This window comes from Vibrio azureus, from assembly GCF_002849855.1.
Classification (GTDB): Bacteria; Pseudomonadota; Gammaproteobacteria; order Enterobacterales; family Vibrionaceae; genus Vibrio; species Vibrio azureus.
Genome location: NZ_CP018617.1, coordinates 279,159 through 299,743, shown reverse-complemented (window position 1 = coordinate 299,743; position 20,585 = coordinate 279,159). Strand labels below are relative to the sequence as shown.

At 50.2% G+C, this 20,585-nt stretch carries 27 protein-coding genes; all 27 read right to left on the bottom strand.

Features of this window, described 5'->3' with window-relative positions; all coding sequences use genetic code 11:
* Nucleotides 1-188: 188 nt before the first annotated feature.
* The gene (locus tag BS333_RS15130; RefSeq protein WP_021711844.1) at nt 189-1,604 is read right to left on the bottom strand and encodes a BspA family leucine-rich repeat surface protein; all 1,416 of its coding nucleotides are present in this window, start codon (nt 1,602-1,604) and stop codon (nt 189-191) included.
* Between the two features lie 26 nt (nt 1,605-1,630).
* Nucleotides 1,631-2,068, bottom strand: coding sequence for a BspA family leucine-rich repeat surface protein (locus BS333_RS15125; protein WP_021711843.1), 438 nt, complete (start codon nt 2,066-2,068; stop codon nt 1,631-1,633).
* Nucleotides 2,069-2,437: 369 nt separating this feature from the next.
* Nucleotides 2,438-2,635 (bottom strand): hypothetical protein, encoded by a 198-nt coding sequence (locus BS333_RS15120; RefSeq protein WP_021711842.1) that lies wholly within the window; start codon nt 2,633-2,635, stop codon nt 2,438-2,440.
* Nucleotides 2,635-4,215, bottom strand: a complete 1,581-nt coding sequence (locus tag BS333_RS15115) for a hypothetical protein (RefSeq protein ID WP_021711841.1) — start codon at nt 4,213-4,215, stop codon at nt 2,635-2,637. Before BS333_RS15115 ends, BS333_RS15120 begins: the two co-directional genes overlap by 1 nt.
* Nucleotides 4,215-4,760 (bottom strand): baseplate complex protein, encoded by a 546-nt coding sequence (locus BS333_RS15110; RefSeq protein ID WP_021711840.1) that lies wholly within the window; start codon nt 4,758-4,760, stop codon nt 4,215-4,217. The genes BS333_RS15115 and BS333_RS15110 overlap by 1 nt, the downstream gene beginning before the upstream one ends.
* Nucleotides 4,757-5,641: a hypothetical protein gene (locus BS333_RS15105; protein ID WP_021711839.1), complete on the bottom strand. Its 885-nt coding sequence runs from the start codon at nt 5,639-5,641 to the stop codon at nt 4,757-4,759. Before BS333_RS15105 ends, BS333_RS15110 begins: the two co-directional genes overlap by 4 nt.
* Nucleotides 5,638-5,814 (bottom strand): hypothetical protein, encoded by a 177-nt coding sequence (locus tag BS333_RS22090; protein WP_021711834.1) that lies wholly within the window; start codon nt 5,812-5,814, stop codon nt 5,638-5,640. Before BS333_RS22090 ends, BS333_RS15105 begins: the two co-directional genes overlap by 4 nt.
* The gene (locus tag BS333_RS15100; RefSeq protein WP_158297058.1) at nt 5,814-8,471 is read right to left on the bottom strand and encodes a phage tail-collar fiber domain-containing protein; all 2,658 of its coding nucleotides are present in this window, start codon (nt 8,469-8,471) and stop codon (nt 5,814-5,816) included. The genes BS333_RS22090 and BS333_RS15100 overlap by 1 nt, the downstream gene beginning before the upstream one ends.
* Nucleotides 8,472-8,473: 2 nt before the next feature.
* The gene (locus tag BS333_RS15095) at nt 8,474-9,055 is read right to left on the bottom strand and encodes a phage tail protein (RefSeq protein WP_021711832.1); all 582 of its coding nucleotides are present in this window, start codon (nt 9,053-9,055) and stop codon (nt 8,474-8,476) included.
* Nucleotides 9,042-10,232 carry a baseplate J/gp47 family protein gene (locus BS333_RS15090; protein ID WP_101903931.1) on the bottom strand — a complete coding sequence of 397 codons (1,191 nt, stop codon included), beginning with the start codon at nt 10,230-10,232 and terminating at the stop codon, nt 9,042-9,044. Before BS333_RS15090 ends, BS333_RS15095 begins: the two co-directional genes overlap by 14 nt.
* Nucleotides 10,229-10,555 (bottom strand): DUF2590 family protein, encoded by a 327-nt coding sequence (locus BS333_RS15085; RefSeq protein WP_101903930.1) that lies wholly within the window; start codon nt 10,553-10,555, stop codon nt 10,229-10,231. The genes BS333_RS15090 and BS333_RS15085 overlap by 4 nt, the downstream gene beginning before the upstream one ends.
* On the bottom strand, nt 10,552-12,927 hold the full coding sequence (locus BS333_RS15080) for a phage tail tape measure protein (RefSeq protein ID WP_021711909.1): 2,376 nt from the start codon (nt 12,925-12,927) through the stop codon (nt 10,552-10,554). Before BS333_RS15080 ends, BS333_RS15085 begins: the two co-directional genes overlap by 4 nt.
* A gap of 6 nt (nt 12,928-12,933) precedes the next feature.
* Nucleotides 12,934-13,071: a DUF6890 family protein gene (locus BS333_RS22245; protein WP_371860810.1), complete on the bottom strand. Its 138-nt coding sequence runs from the start codon at nt 13,069-13,071 to the stop codon at nt 12,934-12,936.
* 41 nt (nt 13,072-13,112) lie between these two features.
* Nucleotides 13,113-13,376, bottom strand: coding sequence for a putative phage tail assembly chaperone (locus BS333_RS15075; protein WP_021711908.1), 264 nt, complete (start codon nt 13,374-13,376; stop codon nt 13,113-13,115).
* Nucleotides 13,373-13,618, bottom strand: a complete 246-nt coding sequence (locus BS333_RS15070; RefSeq protein WP_021711896.1) for a hypothetical protein — start codon at nt 13,616-13,618, stop codon at nt 13,373-13,375. Before BS333_RS15070 ends, BS333_RS15075 begins: the two co-directional genes overlap by 4 nt.
* A 2-nt stretch (nt 13,619-13,620) precedes the next feature.
* Entirely contained in the window at nt 13,621-13,869 is a 249-nt protein-coding gene (locus BS333_RS15065) for a hypothetical protein (RefSeq protein WP_039990625.1), read from the bottom strand.
* Nucleotides 13,866-14,357 carry a hypothetical protein gene (locus tag BS333_RS15060; RefSeq protein ID WP_021711894.1) on the bottom strand — a complete coding sequence of 164 codons (492 nt, stop codon included), beginning with the start codon at nt 14,355-14,357 and terminating at the stop codon, nt 13,866-13,868. The genes BS333_RS15065 and BS333_RS15060 overlap by 4 nt, the downstream gene beginning before the upstream one ends.
* Nucleotides 14,354-14,569 carry a TraR/DksA C4-type zinc finger protein gene (locus BS333_RS15055; protein ID WP_021711893.1) on the bottom strand — a complete coding sequence of 72 codons (216 nt, stop codon included), beginning with the start codon at nt 14,567-14,569 and terminating at the stop codon, nt 14,354-14,356. The genes BS333_RS15060 and BS333_RS15055 overlap by 4 nt, the downstream gene beginning before the upstream one ends.
* Nucleotides 14,570-14,580: 11 nt before the next feature.
* Nucleotides 14,581-15,036 carry a phage protein gene (locus tag BS333_RS15050; RefSeq protein WP_021711892.1) on the bottom strand — a complete coding sequence of 152 codons (456 nt, stop codon included), beginning with the start codon at nt 15,034-15,036 and terminating at the stop codon, nt 14,581-14,583.
* Entirely contained in the window at nt 15,037-16,146 is a 1,110-nt protein-coding gene (locus BS333_RS15045; RefSeq protein WP_101903929.1) for a DUF2586 domain-containing protein, read from the bottom strand.
* 3 nt (nt 16,147-16,149) lie between these two features.
* Nucleotides 16,150-16,428, bottom strand: a complete 279-nt coding sequence (locus tag BS333_RS15040; protein ID WP_050567437.1) for a hypothetical protein — start codon at nt 16,426-16,428, stop codon at nt 16,150-16,152.
* Nucleotides 16,397-16,792, bottom strand: a complete 396-nt coding sequence (locus BS333_RS15035) for a phage virion morphogenesis family protein (protein WP_039990680.1) — start codon at nt 16,790-16,792, stop codon at nt 16,397-16,399. The genes BS333_RS15040 and BS333_RS15035 overlap by 32 nt, the downstream gene beginning before the upstream one ends.
* Entirely contained in the window at nt 16,779-17,303 is a 525-nt protein-coding gene (locus tag BS333_RS15030) for a phage tail protein (protein ID WP_101903978.1), read from the bottom strand. Before BS333_RS15030 ends, BS333_RS15035 begins: the two co-directional genes overlap by 14 nt.
* Nucleotides 17,300-17,764 (bottom strand): head completion/stabilization protein, encoded by a 465-nt coding sequence (locus BS333_RS15025; RefSeq protein WP_101903928.1) that lies wholly within the window; start codon nt 17,762-17,764, stop codon nt 17,300-17,302. The genes BS333_RS15030 and BS333_RS15025 overlap by 4 nt, the downstream gene beginning before the upstream one ends.
* Nucleotides 17,765-17,878: 114 nt before the next feature.
* Entirely contained in the window at nt 17,879-18,595 is a 717-nt protein-coding gene (gene gpM / locus BS333_RS15020; protein WP_021710435.1) for a phage terminase small subunit, read from the bottom strand.
* A 9-nt stretch (nt 18,596-18,604) separates the two neighbouring features.
* Entirely contained in the window at nt 18,605-19,615 is a 1,011-nt protein-coding gene (locus BS333_RS15015) for a phage major capsid protein, P2 family (protein WP_021710434.1), read from the bottom strand.
* Nucleotides 19,616-20,491, bottom strand: a complete 876-nt coding sequence (locus tag BS333_RS15010; RefSeq protein WP_021710433.1) for a GPO family capsid scaffolding protein — start codon at nt 20,489-20,491, stop codon at nt 19,616-19,618. It abuts the gene before it with no gap.
* Nucleotides 20,492-20,585: the final 94 nt, after the last annotated feature.

Below are 20,585 nucleotides of genomic sequence, written 5' to 3'. Positions count from 1 at the left end.
AATAAAAATATATAAAGTTTATGGCGACAAAGTGGCGACAGTCTCAGTCGTTGTAACAACTCCTCCCTTCAATAGGAAGTGTCTTTCCCGCCACTTTGCCGCCACTTTTTAAGAGTGACTCAACCAACAAAAAAGCCAGCACTGAATCAATCAACACTGGCTTTTGTTTAGTTAAACCGATGAGAGGGTTAGTCTACAAAATACGGCAGGTGTTCTTCAGTCAGAACACTGTCTTTCGCAAAGTTAGTGTGGTCTGTTACCTTATTAACATTCCAGCTGGTTAAACTTTGGGAAAAAACTTTATTCTTCTCAAACATGCTTCTCATACGTGTCACATTAGATGTGTCCCAATCACCTATATCTTGGTTAAATGTTTGGGCTTCATAAAACATAAAAACCATATTCGTCACATTTGACGTATCCCAATCACCTATATCTTGGTTAAAGGCTTGGGCTTCATAGAACAGGGCATTCATACTTGTCACCTTCGATGTGTCCCACCCACCTATATCTTGATTAAATGCTTGTGCTCTTGAGAACAGGCCTCCCATACTTGTCACATTCGATGTATCCCACCCACCGATATATTGGTTAAAGGCACTTGCACCATTAAACATATAACCAAAATCCGTCACATTTGATGTATCCCAGGCACCTATATCTTGGTTAAAGGCGCTTGCATCCATAAACATAAAAGACAAATTCGTCACATTTGATGTATCCCAGGCACCAATATCTTGGTTAAAGGCACTTGCATCACTAAACATATATTTCATAACCTTCACACTGGATGTGTCCCAAGTACCGATATATTGGTTAAAAGCGCTTGCACCATCAAACATAAAACTAAAATCCGTCACATTCGATGTATCCCAAGCACCTATATCTTGATTAAATGCTTGTGCTCTAGTGAACAGGCCTTCCATGCTTGTCACATTCGATGTATCCCACCCACCGATATATTGGTTAAAGGCACTTGCACCACTAAACATATAAGTCAAATTCGTCACATTTGATGTATCCCAATGACCTATATTTTGATTAAAGGCTTCTGCTCTAGCAAACACCATACCCATATCAGTCACATTTGATGTATCCCAATGACCTATATTTTGATTAAAGGCTTCTGATTGATAAAACATGTAGCCCATATCAGTCACATTTGATGTGTTCCAGTGACCTATATCTTGGTTAAATAATTTTGTGGCTCCGAACATCCAGCGCATATCCGCCACTTTAGATGTATCCCAATAACCTATATCTTGGTTAAAAGATTTAGCTCCTTTAAACATCCAAGCCATGTTCGTCACATTTGATGTATCCCAATCACTAATATCTGTATTAAAAGAAACTCGGTCATAAAAAACTCTACTCATATCCGTCACCTGTGTTGTGCAAAATCCTATGTGGCCTTGCTCTAATTTATCGAGCAACGTCTCGTTTTTTATTAGGGTGTTATCCACCACCACATAGACTTGCCCGTTTTCAAGCATCACGGAGTTAACAGGTTGGTCAGGGCATTTTACTGAGATATCTGCAGCAAATGCGGTTTGGCTAGCGAGCGCAGCGGCGCCTACTAGAAGGGAAGTTATGGTTCTTTTCATTGTATTTTCCTTGGGTTGAATAGACGTTATTGCGTAAAAGTTGGAAGGCTATCTTCAGACAGGCCACTGCCTTTGGCGAAGTCGGCATGACGGGAGACACGCTTGACGTCCCAGTGGGTTAAGTCTTGGTCGAAGCGCTTGGCGCCGGAGAACATGCGGTCCATATTGGTCACACGAGAGGTGTCCCAACGGCTGATGTCCTGATTGAAGTATTGGTCTTTAGCAAACAGGTCACTCATGTCTGTTACGTGACTGGTGCAGAGTTGAATGTTGCCATCCAAAAAGTTTTGCCAATAGTCTGAATTGCGGATTAACTTGTCATTGACGATGACAAAGATTTCATCATTTTCAATCATCACCGTTCCGGGCGTTTTGGAATCACAAGTGATGGTTTCTTGCTCTGAAGCGAAAAGAGGCCCACTGGCTAAGAGTGCAGCCGTGAAAATCAGCGATTTTAATTGCATGGGAGAGATTCATTATTAACAATAGGAGATATTATTGTATTAATAAGCCAGACTTATATCACTTCAACATATAACATAGCCACCACAAATTAATTAATACTTGAATGCACCTCAAACTAAACGTCACTTTTAATTACACAATAAACACTAATAAACCATTTATTGTGTTGTTTGATGATTAGAATTAAATTACATTTTAACGATGGAATAGAGCCACAAATATTCTTATTACCTAAAAGAATGTGCTTACTTTTATCTATTATTAATTACCCTCCATTTAATTTACTAATCAGCCTGTGTTTTTACCTCAATACATTATTTAATTAGGATGTATTTTATTAGCACTACCAAATATTAGCCACCCCAGTTTTAACAGACAGAATATTCCCCTGCAGAACTCCCAGCATCAACCGTAACCTGAGCATTTTGCGTGATTTCATCTATAACTGCATGGGCAATCGCTTCGGCCATGGCGGCGCTTTTCGCGTGTGGGCCATTGGTCTCAAACCCTCTCGCTTGTAACTCTTTAACGAGTTTATCTGTCAGTGATGTTTTATCTAATGCCATTATTTACCCGCCTTAACTGTTGAAGATAAATCAGAGTGAGGTTTGCCCGTGTACGCGCAAATACAATCGCCTTGCACTACACCTTTGCCTCCATTCATGGTGATAAGGTCAGCGCTAAAGCGCATGTTCTTAGCACTGGCTTCGATGTCTTTCTCAACCTTAATCACCTGATTTCCAAGCACCGTCAGTTTGTCATCCAAGCCAACCACCACATCACGTAACTGGCCAATCACTTGCGCCCATTCCCCACCACTGGCTAAGTGCATGCTTTCTAATGTGGCGAGGTTCATGGCATCACCTGCCAAAACATCAATGGCCCCCATCGCCTCAATGCGCTTTTGTCCCCCAATCCACTCTTGGCTGTGTTCCACCGTGAAAAGCTCATGCAAACCAAATTCACTGGTGTGCTGCTCGGCTCGCTCTGTGGTTTGAAATGCCTCGATTAAACGCGTTTGGTCTGTACTTTGGCGATGATGCCCTGCGGCATCCGTATTCCAATACACTTCATGGCGTTGCTGCGTTCTTTGCTCACCTGGGGCGAGACTGGGCAGCGACCACCCATCACCTAACACGGTTCGAATAAAAGGCTTATCACTGCAACCATAAGCAAACGCAATTTCAACAATGCTGCCCTCGGTTGGCATCGCCAATTGACCTTGCTCTGGCCCACCAATCCCCGTTGGCAAAGGGACCGCTTTATAGAGCGGCACCAAAGCATCATCACGGCCATGCTGGTCTAAGAGCTGAACATCCACCGCGTAACGGGGACGAAAAGGGTGATTTTCTTGGCCTGCTTGGCTTTGGTCTGTGATGGCCACCACTCGCGCCAATTTGGGCAGGTGATGACCTGCGGCCAATTCAGGAAACAGATAATGCATTTTGCGCTTTTCACTGCTTGGCCCTTGCGCCCAGTACAGCGTCATGTTGCCCTGCTGCAAATGCACTTGAGTGATGCGTTTGTCATTGAGAACCACACCTGGACGCACCGAAGGCATCACCGCCAAGGTCATGCTCTCCCCATTTTTTGCACGCTTGGCCAAAGCAGGATCGATGGTAATCGGCCTTGAGTGCCAGCGACTTTCTGTAAACTCGCCTAAATAGATTTGACCATCAGATTGCTGAAACCACACAAAGTCTTCAAGCTGAAACGCTCGGCCAAGATGGCTCAGTAATTGGTAACCACTGCCTTGAGAGGTAAAGTTTGCGATGCGTTCATACACATAATCTTGCTCTGGTAACACAAAATCTAAGCCGGTATCAAAACTAAGCTGCTCAATGATTTCACTGATGGTCGCATGTTGAATACTGACAGGCCACCTTGACGCCAACAGTCCCGAACGCTCTCTGGCAATAAACCGAGTAAACCCATTTTGCGCGGGCTGGGCTTTACTCACGTAACCATCAAAATAACGCACCAATTCCGCTTCATAGCCGATATCAAACAGCACCAAGTCATTAGGTTTTACTTCGCCTTTCACCACAAAGGTCGCTCGGCCTCCGGCGCACAGCTCAAGAATGACCTGTGCATCGACTAACACTTGAGGCTCACCGTTGATGGTCAATCGTTGGTTTAATTTCATTACAGTTCCCGCTCCTGTTGCTTTAAGGCTTGCTCAAATCGCGTGGTTGTCTCTGAGGCTTGGTTATTATCAATCGCGGCATGAGCTTTAGGTTTCACGGGCTTGGCGCTGTCATTACTTTGCACACTGGCCTCTTTGGCCTTTTCTTGCTCGCGCTGCTCTTTTACTTCCGAAACCGATAAATGCTCTCTAAGCTGAAAGCTCACTTTCCATGACATCAATCGCTCTTGTTCATCGGCGGTCACACGCCCCACAAAGCGCACTTGGCGAATGGTCATGCTCTTGGCCAGCTCGTTTCCTATCCGGTAAATCTTGCGTTTGCCGCCTTCTTTTTGTCTCGATAGCACCATCAAACGCTTGAGAGTTTTGGCTTCTTTAAACGGGATCAGGCCCGTCACCGACAGCACCATGCCTTTGTCCCCTTGCTCACTGCCATCCGTGCCGGAGGTTTGGCCGCTCATGTCTTCTTCTTTGAGTTCCATCGACAAATCCAAACGCGGTGAATTAAGCGGGATAATTTCCGCATCTAAGGCAATTTGGGTCATGCCAAGACCTCCATCAAATAGTTAAGAGGGTGCGCACTTAAAAACAGCACCACAAAGGTATAAGGCCCTGTGATACTCGGCAGTGTCGACTGCTCAAGCACCGTTGCAAGCACCCCCGCTTCACCTTGATAGAACAATCGGTGTAATGAGCCGCCAGCAAAGGTGGGCATCGCTTGTAACTGCTGCAGGTGTTGCTCGCGCTTTTGGGCCAGCGCCACCAATTTATCCACGGGCGTGGCTTGCCCTTGAGATAAGGATTCAAGTTGGGCTAACTGGCCGCTGACCTGACGGCGCGTTACTCGCCATGGTGTCACATTTAAATCAGCACGGGGCAACAAGCGCGGCTGAATGATGGTCGGTGGCTGAGTCAAATTATCGGCTTGCTGGGTTTGTTCCCAGCTTGCTCGGCGGCTCACCATGCCTAATTCGGGTAATCCGGTTTGCGCATAGGCACGACGCGTGGCACTGGCGAACGCGGCTAAATTGGCTTCACTGAGCATCCAAGCCAATCCATATAAGGTGCCTTTGGGGTGATGCCCATCGTGGGTATCTCGTAGTTTTTTAGCCAAAACGTGTGTTGCCGTTCGCGCCGTCAAATGATGCTCACGGCCATATTTACTGCCAACGTCTTGCTGATAAGGATGCACGCACAAGGCTTGCCCTTTGGCCATCACTCTATCTAGCTCTGCTCTTAGCCCCTCATGTTGCTGGGCTTGGGCACTGAGTTTTGGCGGGGTAAACGCCACTTTAGAGCCAAGGGCACGCAAACGGGCTAACGCTTGATTTTGCTCGGCAGGGATTTGCTGGGTCACCGACTGCGCAGCATCATTAATGGCTTGCGTGCAAGGTGGTAAACGCCATTGACCTGATTGCCAACTCATTCGCTTGCCTCTTGGCGCCATTCTTCAGATAAGGCGATCGCCTGCTCAATCGTGATAAGCACCGCATCAGAGGGCAAGTGCTCAGGTGTTTCAGTGACATTGGCAAACGCTTTGTGGCTTGGTAAGTAATAACATTTCGGTTGATGCGCAATCAGCGCTTGATAATAACTCACTATTTTAGCTCCCACAGTTCCCAGCCAGTCACTTTGCCCCAAGTGGGACCATTCAAAATATTGGCTCCGGTGGTATAGACATCAAACGTTACATAAGCGGCACCACTCCAGCGTGTGCGCTCTTCATGTATCACGGCTTTCGCACTCCACCAACAATTTGGAATGTCGTGAGTCACAACGCCACTGCCAGAAGTAGTAATAACCACTTTAAATCGGTTCGTATGATGTCGCCCACCTGAGCAAGGGAAATTTGTCACGACCGTTTCACGCTTGGCATTAGAATGGCTCAAAAGGCGATGATTCAGTGAACCAGAGGCCACTTTTACCCATTTGACTCCTGGCGGCGGGGCAGGTGGCGGGGCAGGTGGCGGATTGTTTGGGCTGTAGACCCGCTTGCGATTATTGCCCGCCCCATCAAACACCTGTTGCCCCCAAAGCCCGTGACTACCCATGGCCGCTTTCGGGCTGCCATTTTCACACCACACCGCTTGATGGCCTCCTGCCATGGTGCCGCCTGTGCCATTGTTGGTGTGCTTATAAGCAAGGCCGTGTAAGTTGCCAAAGTTGGCTCCTCGATCATGAATTTTATACGCTTCGCCCATCGACCAAATGTGGGCAATTTTGTGTGAGTTATACAAACCATACATACCCGCACTGCGCTTATTATCATTGGCAGGTTTTATTTTTCCCGAGGTGTCGTGGGTTAAATAATATCCAGCCATTTGGCCATGTTTGATTTTCGAAAACCCATCGCTCGGGCGGTAAGACATGCCACTGCCTGAGTTGGTGGTGTAGAGCATATTGACACTGTTCCACACAATGGGGTGAAAGTTGGTGGTCGAAGAAGGATAAATTTGTATTTTATCGGAGATCGTCGCGCTGCTGGCCTTGGCGGTTTTACCTAAGTACCTGGCATCGCCTTGCGCTTGCGTCAGGGCACCGATATCACCCGCGGTTGGCTTTTGCCTGGTATTAAAATCCCGACGCCATGACGGATGATAACCGGGCCCGTGGTTGGTATAGGTAAACACCGCATTGGTGGTGCCCCCTCCTGATGAGGTGGTAGGGGTCGTCACTCGAATGGTGTAGGCACTTTCACGCCCCATCACTTCAATCACGCAGCCTGCCAGATGAATTTTGCCGCAACCCGTATCGCTAATCAGTCGATTGCCCGCGTAATCCCAAGAGGCTTTCATCATCCAATACGGGTGGTTAAAACAGCCCTTACTTTTCAGCCAGCTGACCAACTGCGCAGTGCTCCAGTGTCCGCCCCCTGTGCCATGACTGGAGGAGTACGCCCGAGCAAACCCGCTTGAATTCACGCCATCGAGTTTATCAGCATCGGCGGCTTTGCCTGTTTTGCCAAGATACTTATTACTGAGTGCGGTACCCCCTTCAAAAATGGTGTTGGCCACCCGAAAACCATCGCTTTTTAAGCTGGCGCGCTCGATACCATCAATGGTCCATTTAAAGAACTCGTTGCCATTATCCAACGTGCCGAACTCCAAATACGAATCGGTGTCTTGATCGCTGTCGTTCTTAAATCTAATGAACGCGCCATCGGTATTGCGCTCCCAAACGATGCCTTGTTGATTATCAATAAAGCGGATGTTTCCGGTCATGGTCCCGCCCGCTTTGGGCAGTTTGGTTTCCGTCTGCGCTATGGCTTCTTGGACTTTTTCAGCGACGTCTTTCACCGCTTTGGCTGAGGCCACTTTTTCGCTGGATGAATCGTTGGTGCTGTCCGTGATGGCCGCTTTATCGACTTTCATATCGAGCAATCGGTCGACGTGTTTCTGCCGATAATATTGCGCAAAGCCTTCAAGAAAGCGCAGGTCAGTGACTTCACCCTGTGCATTAATCTCGGCGATCGGCGCAACAAAATGCGCGTAACCGTCCTCATCGTGAAAATCGGTTAACGTTTCTGCCACCCTGATGACGTATTCACAGTGCCATTGGCTGGTTGGCTGCCCTTTCCAAGTGGCGTCAAGATAAAGCTTACACGGCAGCGTCAGCGCGGGCAGTGTATGAGGTTCATCTAAATAACACCGCAGCCCACCCACATAGCCGCACCCTGCAAGGGCCTGAAAACCTTGCTCCGTCGGGACCACTTTAAACCCTTCATCCAAAAAGGCAGCAGGGCCGAGCACATCCAAATTAGCCAAACGGTCCATTTCATCAAGACCAAACAAACGGGCGGTAAAATCGATTTGCCATGTGGACGCGTCGACCGTGATCCCTGTGATGCGCTGCGCACCCTCATAACTCATTAAGATTGAGCGCGTGATGGCGTTGCCGTTTTGCACTCCAGCAATGGATTGGTACTTGGTCAGCTCGGGCAAATGAAGAATGGCCCCAAGCAGGCCCGTTTCTTTGTTGCGCAGCCCCACCCAGTTAAACTGAAAATCCCCCACTCTGGTGTCCATGATGAGCGAATACACCACCGCGTTGGGGTTCACGTAGCCAGATTGAGTGACGCCAGCCACATACACAATGTGCTCGCGCTCTGGCAGGGTTTCATCTCGGTCAATCGGCTCATCAGGGTCGAGTCCTGGCACCTTCGCCAAGACGAATTCATCTAAAATGACAGGCTGCTCAAGCGCGTCTTGCTGGGCTTTGTAGGCTTCAAATTCACGAGTAATGATGCTCTGGGCCATGTTTATTCCTTTAGCGTTGCCACCGTGCATTGGTGATCCCAATCCAGCGGTGAGACGGTGAGGCACATCGGGGTTGTGTCGATCACCTGGTATTCATAACGTCGGCACGTTCGGCCGTATTGCTGCAGTAAGGTGGCTAATAAATCATGATTATTGGCCAGTTGTTTGTCACTGAGACGGATGGTGATGATGTCCCAATCCCGCTCTGGGGTGCGCTCATCAATTTCGACCACGCCCACACCAAGCCGTTTAAAGATCTCAATAAATCCGTGCGTTTCCCCTGCATCGCGGGCATTCACGAACGCGTATTTCACCCGCTTGCGAAACAGGGTCGTCGGCTCTTGGTAAAAACGGGTAATGTCTCGGTCCCACGCCAGCACCGCAAGCAATCGCTCGCTGCAGGTCATCGGATCTAACTGCGCCAGTGGGTAGAGCATCACGCGGCGCAGTTTGCCCCAAAATTGTTGTAAGCCGGCCGCAAGAAAGTGCGGCTCTTTGAGGCTTTTCGCTAACGTCTGCCCGTCCATCCACCATGGTATTTGTCGACTGGGCAGTGTGGGCGCTTGCTTATCATGCTCCTCCATCAATCACCTCGACGCTGGCCAAACGCGGAATGCTCAAGGCACTCACAATGTCGCTGCAGTTAAAATTCAGGCTGAGCAAATCCGCATTGAGCTCGGTGTGAATTTCTTCGGTCAATTTACTGAATGAAAACGTGCTTTTGGGGTAAGTGCGCGTCACTTGGCGATAGGAATCGCTTTCACGAAACGCCGCACGGATCATATTTTCTACCTCTCGATACAACTGATGTTGACGTGCTAACGAGGTATTGGGTTTGGCCGTCACGGTCACTTCGATGTCATGCTCGGTTTCTGGTAATGCCAGGCAAAGCAAATCATCGCCATGGCCGTGGTGGCCTTCGCCCATCACATAATGATTGAGTTGCCTTAACAGTTGGCTTGGTGTGCGGCCCACGTCCATCAATAGATAGGCATTCGCGCTGCCTGGCCCTCTCGGCGCGTCATGCAAAAAGTACACTTGATCGCTGCGCACCCCTGCCACTGAAGCCAGCATTGAGCGGTATATCGCATCGATGTGATAACGCCCCACCACACTGAATTGATTACGAATTCGCAGAGAAAGGGCTTCATCACTTTCCAAATCCGAGCCCAGCGCGGTGATCCAATCGGCTTCATTGACCGCATGCGTAATGCCCGATACGCCTTTGGGCATGATGGCAAAATACCCCGCAGGCAGATTAAACCCGCTGCCTGCCTCTTGCGCTTCACACAAGACCAAACCGTGTGCTTGACCTGCAGGGATAAGCGCATCTTCAACCACCATCAGGCGATACACTTTTTGCTCTATCTGCTCGGTTTCAATCACCGTTCCTTTGGGCACAACCAGCGGATTCTCTGGCGTTGATTTGTAAAAGGTGATGGCACCGCGGGTTTTGGTGGCGGCTTTTCGCACCAAATCCACATCCCAAGCTTTTAAGTCGAGATAACGTCCTTTACCTGTTGCCGCAAAGGTATTGGGCAGCACATGCCCCGCGAGCAAGGTATCGATCAACCAAAGCGCAGGCGCAATCACCACCGCTTTGATTAAGCGCCAAAAAGGCGACATTCGACTGTCATTGGACACCTGACTGCCTGCAGCCACCACATGCTTTTGAAGTTCAATGGCCATGGCCTCTTCCGTCGTAGGCACACCTTCTTGTGCCAGTAACTGGCGAAAGTTCACACTGGGTCTGACACTCATAACGTCACTCCGTATTGCATCGCCCCATACGCCTCGGTTTCGGCAAAGATCCAAATCTTCTCGCTGGTTTGTTCGGTCACTTCGGCGCTGCCTGGCACAATGCGTTTATCTTGTTCAACCAGCATTTCAATGCGCGTCAACACGTCGGCTCGTAGGGCTCGGTTTCTCTCGGCTTGCATTTCTCGCAGCAAACCACTTTCAATGATCGCGTGCTTGATGTCTTGAGCGATACTGTTGCGGTCACTGGTGTAAATCGGTTGCTGACCTGCATCAAAATCAATCCCGCCATCATTGACTAATAAATCGATGTATTGAGGGCTCATGGGGTCGCCATCTCCTGCCATTCGGCTAACTGATCAGGGGTAAAAGGTTGCTCTTGCTTGATCACAATGTCTCCGGTGTGCATGGTTTGACTGTTATCGGTGTACCCTGTGCCACTGGCTTGTTTGATGTAAGTGGCGACCGATTGTCGCGGGGCCCCTTGGCCTTGCAGATACTCGGAGATCGGCTGAGTCACAGACGGGCGCGCAGGATTCATCAAAGGGTGCACAGCAGGCGCGGCTCGCTGCACTTTTAATTCATCGACCGTCTCTGACGACCAATCTAAACCTGGAATGAGGCTGAACTTGTCGATAAGCCAATCAATCCCATCACTTATCATCGAAAAATGTTGGCCCATGACGTCCATCACCGAGGAAGCAAACTGCGTTACGCCATCAAAGCCGATCCCCAATCCCGAGCTAATGCTCTGGCCAATGTTGATAAAGTGCTGAGGAATGGTGCTGAGCACTTCCATCGCCGCGCTGGGACCGTCTTTGAGTAAACTGAAAAAGCTTTTGGCCAAGGTCCAAGCCACGGTGAAAGGCGACATAAAAAAGCTGACCGCGCCCCCGAGTACTTGCCACGCCCCTTGCCCCACAAGTGCGATGCCTTCAAACACTCCGGTGGCTTTCTCAAAGAGCAATTGAAAATGGGTGGTCAGGTAATTGAAAAATGGCACACTGCGCAGCGTGGTGATGAGATTGGTCCAAACTGCCATGGCTGCATGGCCAAAGAGCTCAAACTGATCACCAACCCACGACACCAACTGGCCCAGTTTTTGGAAGATGTACCATTGGCCCAAAGTGTTCACAATGTCATCCCAATGGGAAATCAGCATATACGCCGCCGTGCCCACCGCCATAATCGCGGCAGGGATCCAAAATAACGGGTTGGCCATCATCATGGCGGCACTTTTCAGCGATGCGACGCCAAAGGCTTTGATGCCACCGGAGGCAACCATTAAGGCCTTATCGACTAAGAAGGTCGACGCCGCATAGGCTTTTGAAGCCAGAGAAGCGCGATGACTGTACACGCCTTGCTTTAACATGGCGTAGTTCCACGCCCACAAGGACCACTTGGCTTTGGTGTAGGCGCCGCTCAGGGTTAACACCCCCACTCGGCTCATCAGTAACGGCGCTTGCAGTGCATTCATGGCTAAGCGTCCTGCTCCTAATGTCAGATGATACGCGCCCATCACGCCCGCGCCGCCTGCCACGGCCAGAGCAAAATACCCCACTCCTTGCGTTAACACGGGGTATTCTTGGGTGTAACGCTGCAAGGTGGTTAACCCATCGGCCATCGCTCCCGCAATGCCATTAATGGTGGGCAGGATCAGCCCAAACGCACTGGCGCGAACCGAAAACCAACTGGCTTCGAGCCGTTCCCATTGGTCGGTCATTGCCCCCGCCATCGTGCTGGCCACTTCTAAACGCCCGGATTTATCTAAATCCATGACATTGCGCTTCAGTGCGTCCGTTTTGCCGATCAAATCCGTCACCACCATAATGGCTTCATCGGAGCCAAAAGCGGTCTTTAACCTATCCACCTCGGTAGAATCCAAATCACCAAACTGGGCTTTGATTTTCTCTAAAATGTCATACATGGGCAGCAACTTACCGTTGCTATCGGTGAAGCTAAGCCCCAATTTATCTTGCGCTTTGACCGCCCCTGCCAAAAAGGCTTTGTAACGGGTACCCGCCTCAGAGCCCGACATCGACCCCTGCAGCATGCCCAAAATGGCCATTTGGTTTTGAATTTCAATGCCATGGGTTTTCGCCAGTGCGCCCACGCCTTTAAACGCATCCGCCATGCCTTGACCCGTGGTTTTAAATTTCTCCACCGATTTGGCCGTCATTCCGGCAATGCGCTCCGCCCAATTCCCTTTGCCAAGCCGCTCGGCATCTTGCTCGAAAATAGAATAAAGCGTGCCCATGTAACTGGTTATCACAGCGGTATCGGCTTTAGTGGCCGCCGCTAAGATGGCCGAGCTTTCGGTTACCCCTGCCAGCTCTTGGCCCGACAACTCACCCATCGCGGATTTAATGTCGTACGCCGCGCCGACGACTTCCGTGGCCGATTTGCCATAGGCAGACGAAAAGCCCAGCGCGGTTTGCTCGAGTATTTTTAAATCCTGATCCATCACGCCAAGGGATTTGACTTCACCCAATACCCTATCCATCTCAATCGCGGGCATCAGGGCTTGTTGAATGGCCAAGCCCGAACCGACCAAGGTCGCGGCGCCCCCTGCGACTTTTTCCCAAGATTGTCGACTCACGTCAGCCGTTTGAGTGACCGTTTTCTGGATCCCTTTGAGCGGCTGGGTAGCGTAGTCTTGCAACCCAATTTGCATCATCAATTTATCCACGGCATTCATAAGTGGTCAGTCTCCTGGTGCAAACGCCTCTCGTATGCCATTAGCAACAACTTGGGCATGGTATTTAGACAGCCATAACGCTCTGGCATAGCTCTCGGTGGTATCAGGGGCATGGGGCAAGTAATGCGCTTTTAAGGCAAACACTTGCTCCAATTCGTTTTCTTCAATCGCCTTGGCGTGACGGATCAGTTTTTTACTTCAATGTCCAAATCACCTTGGTATTCGCTGTTCACCAGAGAGGCGATGGTCATCACGGCACCAGGCAGCTTCAAGGCTTCATCCAACGCGGCTTTATCGTCTTTCACCACAATGCGGCGCAGATAATTGGTGGTTGGCGCGATTTTATCGAACGGCAAGGTTTCATTCGTGAGTTTGTTAAACGCTTCCAAAGAAGGCTCGAAACGAATGGCAGTTTGATTGACGTTGATGGTGATCACTGGTTTTGTCATGCGATGTTCCTTTGATTAAGAATGTCGTAAATCCGGTTAAAGTGCGTTTCTAGGCGGTTATCAATTTTTTCACCCAGTTTCTCTACTTCGTCTTTGGTTGCGTGATACGTCGCCACGTACAACTTAAATTCGGCGAGCTCTTTGGCCAGTCGGAATAGGTAGCCAATTAAAATGCTGCTTACGAGCACTAAGAAGCTGGCGACCGCCACAAGGGCATGGATCCAATTTGCATCAAAAGCCATGGCTATTCCTTTTTTACTGAGCCCGTTCTAAGCGGCAACGCTTTAAGGCGCTTACCTTGCAAAGCCAGCAAAATGTCTTCGACCGTATCGTGCAGCACATCATTGGTGCTCAGCTTTTTTAAGGTCTCCAGCCCCCACACCACTAAGCGGGTGGCAAAACGCTCCAGCACCACTTCCCAAGTGATTTTGGCCACCAAACTGGTCAGCAGCTCCCAAACCCCTTTTAATACAATCCCTTTAAACAATGTCATTGTTTCTGCTCCATGATGCGTTGATAGGCGGTGAGATAATCGTTTTCCGTTGCTTTGCCGGCTGAGGTGTTCCAATACTTTTTGGCGTATGCAGCCAGAGCAGGCAAATCCTCGGCATCCGGTAAGGCTTCAGGAAAACGCAGCAGGTTTAATCTGGCCATGCACACCGCATACTGAGGGTTAATGATCATTTGCTCGGCGCTTGGCTCATCAACAAAGCTGTGTGACACGGCCAGAAAGTGTGGGCGGTGTTTACCCAGCCATTTGACCAACCATTGATAGGTTGCAGGCTCCATCTGAATAAACCCAAGCGCAGGGCCACGCACTTGACGGGTATACGTCAACTGCCCCGATTCGTGGGCCATAATCATCAAGATGAGATTGATGGCCGCCTGCGAGTTGATGTAACCCTGCGACGCGCTTGCCGCCGCTAAGTGGTCTAAGGTGGGCTCAATCACGGCCCGTTTCAGTAAAGGTCCTAATTTCATCGGTTTCGTTTCTCCATTAACGTTTGGCAAGTGGCGCAATATTGACAGCCGGGCATGGCCTGACGTCTTCCTTCTGGGATTGGCCTATCGCATTCCAGACACATTGAGGCACTGACTTGCGGTGTCCCCTGTGCTTGTTTGGCGAAATGATTGGCCAGCGCCACTTCATTCTGTTGGGCTTCAAGCGCACTGGCACGGTCAAACACATCCATAGTCGCTCCTGTTAGCCAAGTAGATCGCGGGTATCTTCCTTACTCAAATAAGGCGTCCCATCGATGTGAATAAAGTCCGGACTGGTCACCACCCCTTTGACTTTGTGTTTGGTTTTATCTGACGAGCTGGGATCGATGTCGAGCAAGCTATCAATCATCAATTTCACCCCATGCACTTTGATTTCCAGCTCTTCCCCGCCCGTGTTGGCGTAAAAGAGGCAGTCATGAGGCTCAATCGAGCGAAAGCTGCCCGCGCTTTTGGCCGCAGCCAAGAGGTGTTTAAAGTTCTTAGTATCAAGCTCGTATTCGACATCAGCACTGACGGCGCCATCGGTATGGCCATCCGGCACGCCTCGGGTTTTGGCGGCTTGGCTGTCATCGGTGATGGATACGGTGGCTTTCTCGACATGGACCAACACGTCATGAATGTCGACATCAAAACTCAACCCTGAAATTCGTTTGCTCATTTAGGCACTCTCCGGACCGCTCAGGTCTAACATTAATCCCGCTGAAATCGATTTAGGGCAATCGAGCGGGGTCGCCGTCATGTAGATTTCGACGGTGTTTTTGTTCTTCCAAGTGATGGCAATCGCCTCATCTTTGGGGCTTTCAATTTCGCCAGGTATGACGGTTTGACCAATGGTGGTGCTTTTGGCCATCTCTCGCATGGGGCGGGTGTAACGCAATTTGGCCCTGGCGGTGCTGCTTGGGGTGCTGTTAAATGAGCGGTCACCAATATCAGCAATGGCAATCAGCCGCACGCGACGGGCAATCTTGTCAATCACTCGGCGATTCTCAACCACTTGAAAATCCCCGCCTTCCACATCCAGCATCCGACCGTCGGCCCAATAAATGCCGTCGTAATCTGGGAACCAAGCGCACACCGATAAACGGTTGCGCTCAAGGGTTTGCAAGGTGGCGGTGGAAAGCGCCACACCGTCACTGTCAACGGGTAAAGTTACATCCCCAACCAAGGCCCCCGTTTTGACCCGCATGGGCGTATCGGCCACCGACACGGCGCGATTACATAGGCGCCCTGCCAGCTTGCCAATTGCCGCAGGTAACAAGTCAGGAACCAACATCACCCCATCGGCGGCGATCGTGTCCTGGACCGCGACCATTTGCGCTTCATAATCGGCCCACGTTTGGCTTTGCTCATCGATGCTAGGCAAGCTGAGCATGAAGAAAGTCCAGCGGCCATACTTGGCAATCAGCTCATGATAGAGCGATTGGGCCGCCGTGATGGCGGTTTGGTCGGTGGTTGGGACCGTATGCACCACGGCTTCAAAACTCTGGGTCTTCTGCGCTTCTTTAACCACCTGCGTCCAATCTTCTGGCGCGGTCAGCACATAAGCGGCAGCAGACCAGTTTTGTCCGGCGTTGACCATGGCGGCTTGCAAGGTATCGGTTAATACCCCTTCACCAAACAAGGCGTGAAAGTCCGATTGTGTATTCACAGACACCAGTTTGCCCGCGTTCTTTGTGCCTAAACCAAGGAATAAGAAATGACGTTCGACTTCCGTCACGGGTCCTTGCATTTGGTTTAAGGCATTTACATTGATGATTGGCCAAGCCATTGGTTATCTTCCCCTTGTTAACTCTTTTTTCAGTGCGGCCCGTGCTTGCTCTCGGTCCACCGTGACAAACGGCCGAGCAGGCAAGACGGTTTCCCATGATGATGTCGGTTTGCCGCGTAATTGGCGTAAAATCAGCCCTGCTTGTTCGTTACTAAGATGCTCACGTATCCACTTCAGCGTGGGCTTACGCAGCTTTCCGGCGGGCGCATTCGGGTTGAGCCGTCGAGCGAACACCTTAAACCCCTCAGCTTTAAGCGCTTTGGCGAGCTTTTGCGTTGCCATTTCTTAACCTCTTTATTGCTGCCGCTCGGGTGTGCCTCTCTCGGTGGCCATAGTGGTGCTTGGCTGCCACACGTGCGCTGCGTGACTTTCGCCAACTGAGGGTGGCGGCGCTGTCATCGCTTGCCGTGACCGTGAGAAACTTGGCCAAACGCACTTGCATCTTTTTCTTGCTCTTGTCAGCGCGGGATGGCCAACGTTTTCCAGACGGCGTTTTTTGTTGCCTTTGGTTCTGTCGGGACGTTTTGACCGAGGCTTTTGCCGCGGCCGTGAGCACGCGTTTGCGGCGGCTTTTACTCAGCGTCATCGCCTGGATAGCATCTATTACCGTGCGCTGAGAGTGGCTATCGACCTTAATCTTTATCATCTGCCGTCACCGAGCTGGGCGGGTTATGACCGCTTAACACATCAATGTGCTCTGCACACCAAATCTCATACGGGGCGTTTTTCCATCGCTTGCCATCCCAGATAATCGGCCCTTGCTCGTCTTCAACCAACATCAAGGGCTCGGTCATCACCACCTCAATGGTCATGATCACCGTGTCGTCACTTGCAGGCTCAATATCAAAGCTGGGATCACTCAAGTTGTGCTGCTCGCGAAACTCATCATGGTCACCCAGCCAAGCCAAGGTGTTGGCCATCAGCACAGATGGCTGACACTGCTTGAATGGGAAATTCTCAAAACTGAATACCGCGGTGTATTCTATCCAGCCAATGTCGCGCCCGAGCCCTTGGTCTTTAGGGGCAAATTTGAGTTCAACGTCTTCCATCCAACATTCACAATACTGGTGCAAACGTGGGTCTATCGTGCGGCTAAAGTGCTGGTTTAGCCCTTGCAGCAGGTACCCCGCTTGTTCTTGGATAAGCGGCTCGGTCATAACAAGGCCACCCCACATCGACGCTCACCCACTAACGCTCGGATATGTTGCTGACTCTCCGCTAGTAAACGGTCGGTAATGTCACGCTCATTCTCGGCTAAGCGGTCCCCCACATCCTTGGTGGTTAAGCTGGCAAACTCCGCGACCATGGCCGACTTGGCTCTGGCAAACACGGCTTTTTCATACAGCACCACCACGCTATTTTTGCCCAGTACCATTGGCAGCCTTTCCAATAAGCTGGCCTTTTCAACGCCTCGCGCTTGGTAGTGCGCTTTGACGGTGCTCAGTTCGATGTTGATTTGGCTCATCGCGGCCACCAAGGCCATCGCCACCGCCTCACTGTCGAGCTGGGCAGGAATGCCGCGGCGCTTCTCAAAATCCCCCACATTCAAATCGGGCCAAAAGCCATCGTTGGTGATGTCGGTATCTTGATAAGCGGGGCTGGGTTTGCCATCAAACATCGTACTTTCCTTAATAGGTGCGCCTCTGGCCACTGATTCGACGGAACAAACCGAATGGTACGCATTGGTTTTTCCTCGTCAGTCGAGGCGCGGTGGCGTAGGAGCTGGTTTAAATCAAAGGTTGTCGCCACTTTCTAAGGCGCGGATACGCTGGTCGATATTATCGAGCATGGTCCCAACACCAATCGCGGCGTATTGCTCATGCGCTTCTTGAAGGAGTGCGCGAGACGTTTGTAATGTGTCGATATCGCCAATCGAAGCCGCGTGAGGTTTGCCTTTCTCATTGCGAAGTAAATGCAGACCCGCGAACTTGAGCCACTTGGCCGTTGGCTTTTCATTGATGGTCCAATCGTTGGTCACTTTCTCGAACACTTGTGAGAAATACGGCTCTATCGATTGGCCTTTCTCCGCCATACGCTCTGACCAAGATAAAACTTCATCGGCGCAGAAGGTGGCAAAGTCACGTTTAAATCGCTCTGGCGTGTCTAAGCCACGGGCAATCGCGATATCACACCATTGGATGGCTGTGTCTAACTCTTCGATATCGAATAACCAAATGACCATCTGAGTGAACAAGGGGTTATCAAATTGCTCCTCCCCTGCTAGGTACTCTTCGACCGCTTGACGATATTTCGGTACCAACACATCACGTTTATGATTGATTTTTTCATCGGTTCGATTAAAACCACTGAGCACTTTGAGATCGCTTTCAAGCTCTGCCAATAACAGGTGCAAACTGTTGGGATTCGCCACCTTGCCTTTTTCGGGTGTGGCTTGCTTGTGTTGTTTGGCTAAAGCTTGTTGGCGTAGCTTGGCTAATGGACTGACCATGAATTTCCCCTAACCTTGTTCCGCTTCAACGACCGTGACTTTTTCAATCGCTGCGAACTTGTGGTAATTCCCGACCGCGTAACCTTCCATACGCAGATAAGAGGTTTCAAAGCGCTTGCGGTCTTCTTCATTGCGAGACTTGCGCCATTGGGTCCCTTTCTGAGTCAGGATTTGCAGGTTGGCTAAGTTCGTCACCCAGACCATATCCGGTGGGAAAAAAGGCGGCGTGTACACCGTTTTGCCTGCCACGGTCTTCGCTAAACTTTGCGCGGCTTTGTGTTCGGTCGGGACTTCCGCCGATTCCAGCAAACGATGCTGCTCTGCGGCCACCAAATTACGACCAAGCAGCACCACCAAATCTGGATCGCCTTGATGCACTTCATGGATAGTGGTGTTGATGAGATCATTGACCAAGGAATCGAGGTTGCGATAAGCGCCTTCCGTCTCGCCTTTTGAATCGAGTTTGGCCTCGGATAACACTTGGGCTGACGCTTTCTCTTTGGCCAGTTGCAGCCAACCTTTGTTGACGTCCTCACCCATTGGGTTCGCTTCTGGGTCCGTGTTTTCACCCGCAATCGACGTGCCATGAAAACCAATGCGCAGTTTGTCCAAGGCAAAATTACGGGTAATGGCGTTGTTCATCAGCTTCATCCACTGACCTTTCCCGCCCGAGTTGGCCCAAATGGTCATGGTGATCCAGTTGATATGGGCACCGGAGTCCGTTTCAACTAACTCGTAGGTGTTACCGCTTTGGTCGAGGGAGGCCATAAAACGGCCATCTTTCACGCGGCCTGTCAGCAATCCACCGTCGCCCACATCAATCACTTGGCCTTTAATTTGGTCAACCAAAATATTCGAGATGCGGTTTAGAAACGCATCCGATTCAATAATGGCTTGGCGAAGCTTGGTTTCCATCACTGGGGTGATATTAAATTGTTTGGAGGCATCGGCCACCCCGCCCGCTTGGGCCACCGCTTGGCAATACTCTTCTAAATACTGAGTCGATATTGCATTAAGCATTTACACCACCTCCACGATTGATTCGCCGCCATTGCCTTCTTCACTTGGCTTTTGGTCGGGTTTTTCTTGCTTTAACTCGGCAAACTGGGTTTCAAGGTTTTTCACTTGCTCGGTCACAGGCGCTAGCTGCTTCTCCAATTCACTGGAAAACTGCTCTAAAGAGAGGGTTTGAACGTCATCTTCGGGTTGGCCTTGCGGCTCGCTCGATGTTGGCGCTTGCTGGTTGAACTCTTGTTTCAGCTCATCCTTTAGCTCACCTTTCATGATGCTAAACTGCTCTTGCAGTGCCGCTTTGAGTTGTTCTTCTGTCACTTCTTCTTCCTCTGGTTCAGGATCAGGTGCTCGCTCTGGTTGTTCATCACCAGAATTAAAAAAGGCATTACATAGGGCAAAAAAGCGCTCGGTTTTGGAATAACATTCATCTAAGTTAATGGCTTCCAGTTGGCTGCAACTGAGCTGTGTGGTGTGGCCTTCTTGTCGTGAAAACTGAAGTAATGACACCCCAGAGGACGCCGGGGAATCGGTCACGGCTAGCCCCATTAGGTAGCACTTTCCTTGCCCTTTATAATCTGGATTCGGCTCTATGGAGGTAAACAGCTTTTGCCCAAGCTTATTGGCTTCAAGTAAGTATTGGTTTGGTTCAAGCTTGGCAAACAAGCGCATTTTGCCGTCCACTTCTTCGGCTTTGACTTCCAGTACTTTGCCCCAGTTACTGCCGTAACCGCCAAAGCGCCTATGCTCTGGCCAAATCAACGCGGTGAATTCACTCAGGGCGTAATTTTCTGCAATCTGCGTCAGCCATTCGCGGGTGATCTTGCGACCATCTACCGTGGGCCCTTCTGTTGCTACAATCTTCCAATCACTGATTTTTGCCATTTGAGTGTTTACCTAATTTTCATTGGTCAGTTTGTGTTTCTGGTGTTCACAATACGCCTTTGAATCACGCGTTTCAGCCACTTCAATTCCGAAT

Bases quoted from the DNA above. Each gene is read 5' to 3' on its own strand.
- BS333_RS15130 (WP_021711844.1), bottom strand. From the start codon at position 1,604: ATGAAAAGAACCATAACTTCCCTTCTAGTAGGCGCCGCTGCGCTCGCT.
- BS333_RS15125 (WP_021711843.1), bottom strand. From the start codon at position 2,068: ATGCAATTAAAATCGCTGATTTTCACGGCTGCACTCTTAGCCAGTGGG.
- BS333_RS15120 (WP_021711842.1), bottom strand. From the start codon at position 2,635: ATGGCATTAGATAAAACATCACTGACAGATAAACTCGTTAAAGAGTTA.
- BS333_RS15115 (WP_021711841.1), bottom strand. From the start codon at position 4,215: ATGAAATTAAACCAACGATTGACCATCAACGGTGAGCCTCAAGTGTTA.
- BS333_RS15110 (WP_021711840.1), bottom strand. From the start codon at position 4,760: ATGACCCAAATTGCCTTAGATGCGGAAATTATCCCGCTTAATTCACCG.
- BS333_RS15105 (WP_021711839.1), bottom strand. From the start codon at position 5,641: ATGAGTTGGCAATCAGGTCAATGGCGTTTACCACCTTGCACGCAAGCC.
- BS333_RS15100 (WP_158297058.1), bottom strand. From the start codon at position 8,471: ATGGCCCAGAGCATCATTACTCGTGAATTTGAAGCCTACAAAGCCCAG.
- BS333_RS15095 (WP_021711832.1), bottom strand. From the start codon at position 9,055: ATGGAGGAGCATGATAAGCAAGCGCCCACACTGCCCAGTCGACAAATA.
- BS333_RS15090 (WP_101903931.1), bottom strand. From the start codon at position 10,232: ATGAGTGTCAGACCCAGTGTGAACTTTCGCCAGTTACTGGCACAAGAA.
- BS333_RS15085 (WP_101903930.1), bottom strand. From the start codon at position 10,555: ATGAGCCCTCAATACATCGATTTATTAGTCAATGATGGCGGGATTGAT.
- BS333_RS15080 (WP_021711909.1), bottom strand. From the start codon at position 12,927: ATGAATGCCGTGGATAAATTGATGATGCAAATTGGGTTGCAAGACTAC.
- BS333_RS15075 (WP_021711908.1), bottom strand. From the start codon at position 13,376: ATGACAAAACCAGTGATCACCATCAACGTCAATCAAACTGCCATTCGT.
- BS333_RS15070 (WP_021711896.1), bottom strand. From the start codon at position 13,618: ATGGCTTTTGATGCAAATTGGATCCATGCCCTTGTGGCGGTCGCCAGC.
- BS333_RS15065 (WP_039990625.1), bottom strand. From the start codon at position 13,869: ATGACATTGTTTAAAGGGATTGTATTAAAAGGGGTTTGGGAGCTGCTG.
- BS333_RS15060 (WP_021711894.1), bottom strand. From the start codon at position 14,357: ATGAAATTAGGACCTTTACTGAAACGGGCCGTGATTGAGCCCACCTTA.
- BS333_RS15055 (WP_021711893.1), bottom strand. From the start codon at position 14,569: ATGGATGTGTTTGACCGTGCCAGTGCGCTTGAAGCCCAACAGAATGAA.
- BS333_RS15050 (WP_021711892.1), bottom strand. From the start codon at position 15,036: ATGAGCAAACGAATTTCAGGGTTGAGTTTTGATGTCGACATTCATGAC.
- BS333_RS15045 (WP_101903929.1), bottom strand. From the start codon at position 16,146: ATGGCTTGGCCAATCATCAATGTAAATGCCTTAAACCAAATGCAAGGA.
- BS333_RS15040 (WP_050567437.1), bottom strand. From the start codon at position 16,428: ATGGCAACGCAAAAGCTCGCCAAAGCGCTTAAAGCTGAGGGGTTTAAG.
- BS333_RS15035 (WP_039990680.1), bottom strand. From the start codon at position 16,792: ATGATAAAGATTAAGGTCGATAGCCACTCTCAGCGCACGGTAATAGAT.
- BS333_RS15030 (WP_101903978.1), bottom strand. From the start codon at position 17,303: ATGACCGAGCCGCTTATCCAAGAACAAGCGGGGTACCTGCTGCAAGGG.
- BS333_RS15025 (WP_101903928.1), bottom strand. From the start codon at position 17,764: ATGTTTGATGGCAAACCCAGCCCCGCTTATCAAGATACCGACATCACC.
- gpM (WP_021710435.1), bottom strand. From the start codon at position 18,595: ATGGTCAGTCCATTAGCCAAGCTACGCCAACAAGCTTTAGCCAAACAA.
- BS333_RS15015 (WP_021710434.1), bottom strand. From the start codon at position 19,615: ATGCTTAATGCAATATCGACTCAGTATTTAGAAGAGTATTGCCAAGCG.
- BS333_RS15010 (WP_021710433.1), bottom strand. From the start codon at position 20,491: ATGGCAAAAATCAGTGATTGGAAGATTGTAGCAACAGAAGGGCCCACG.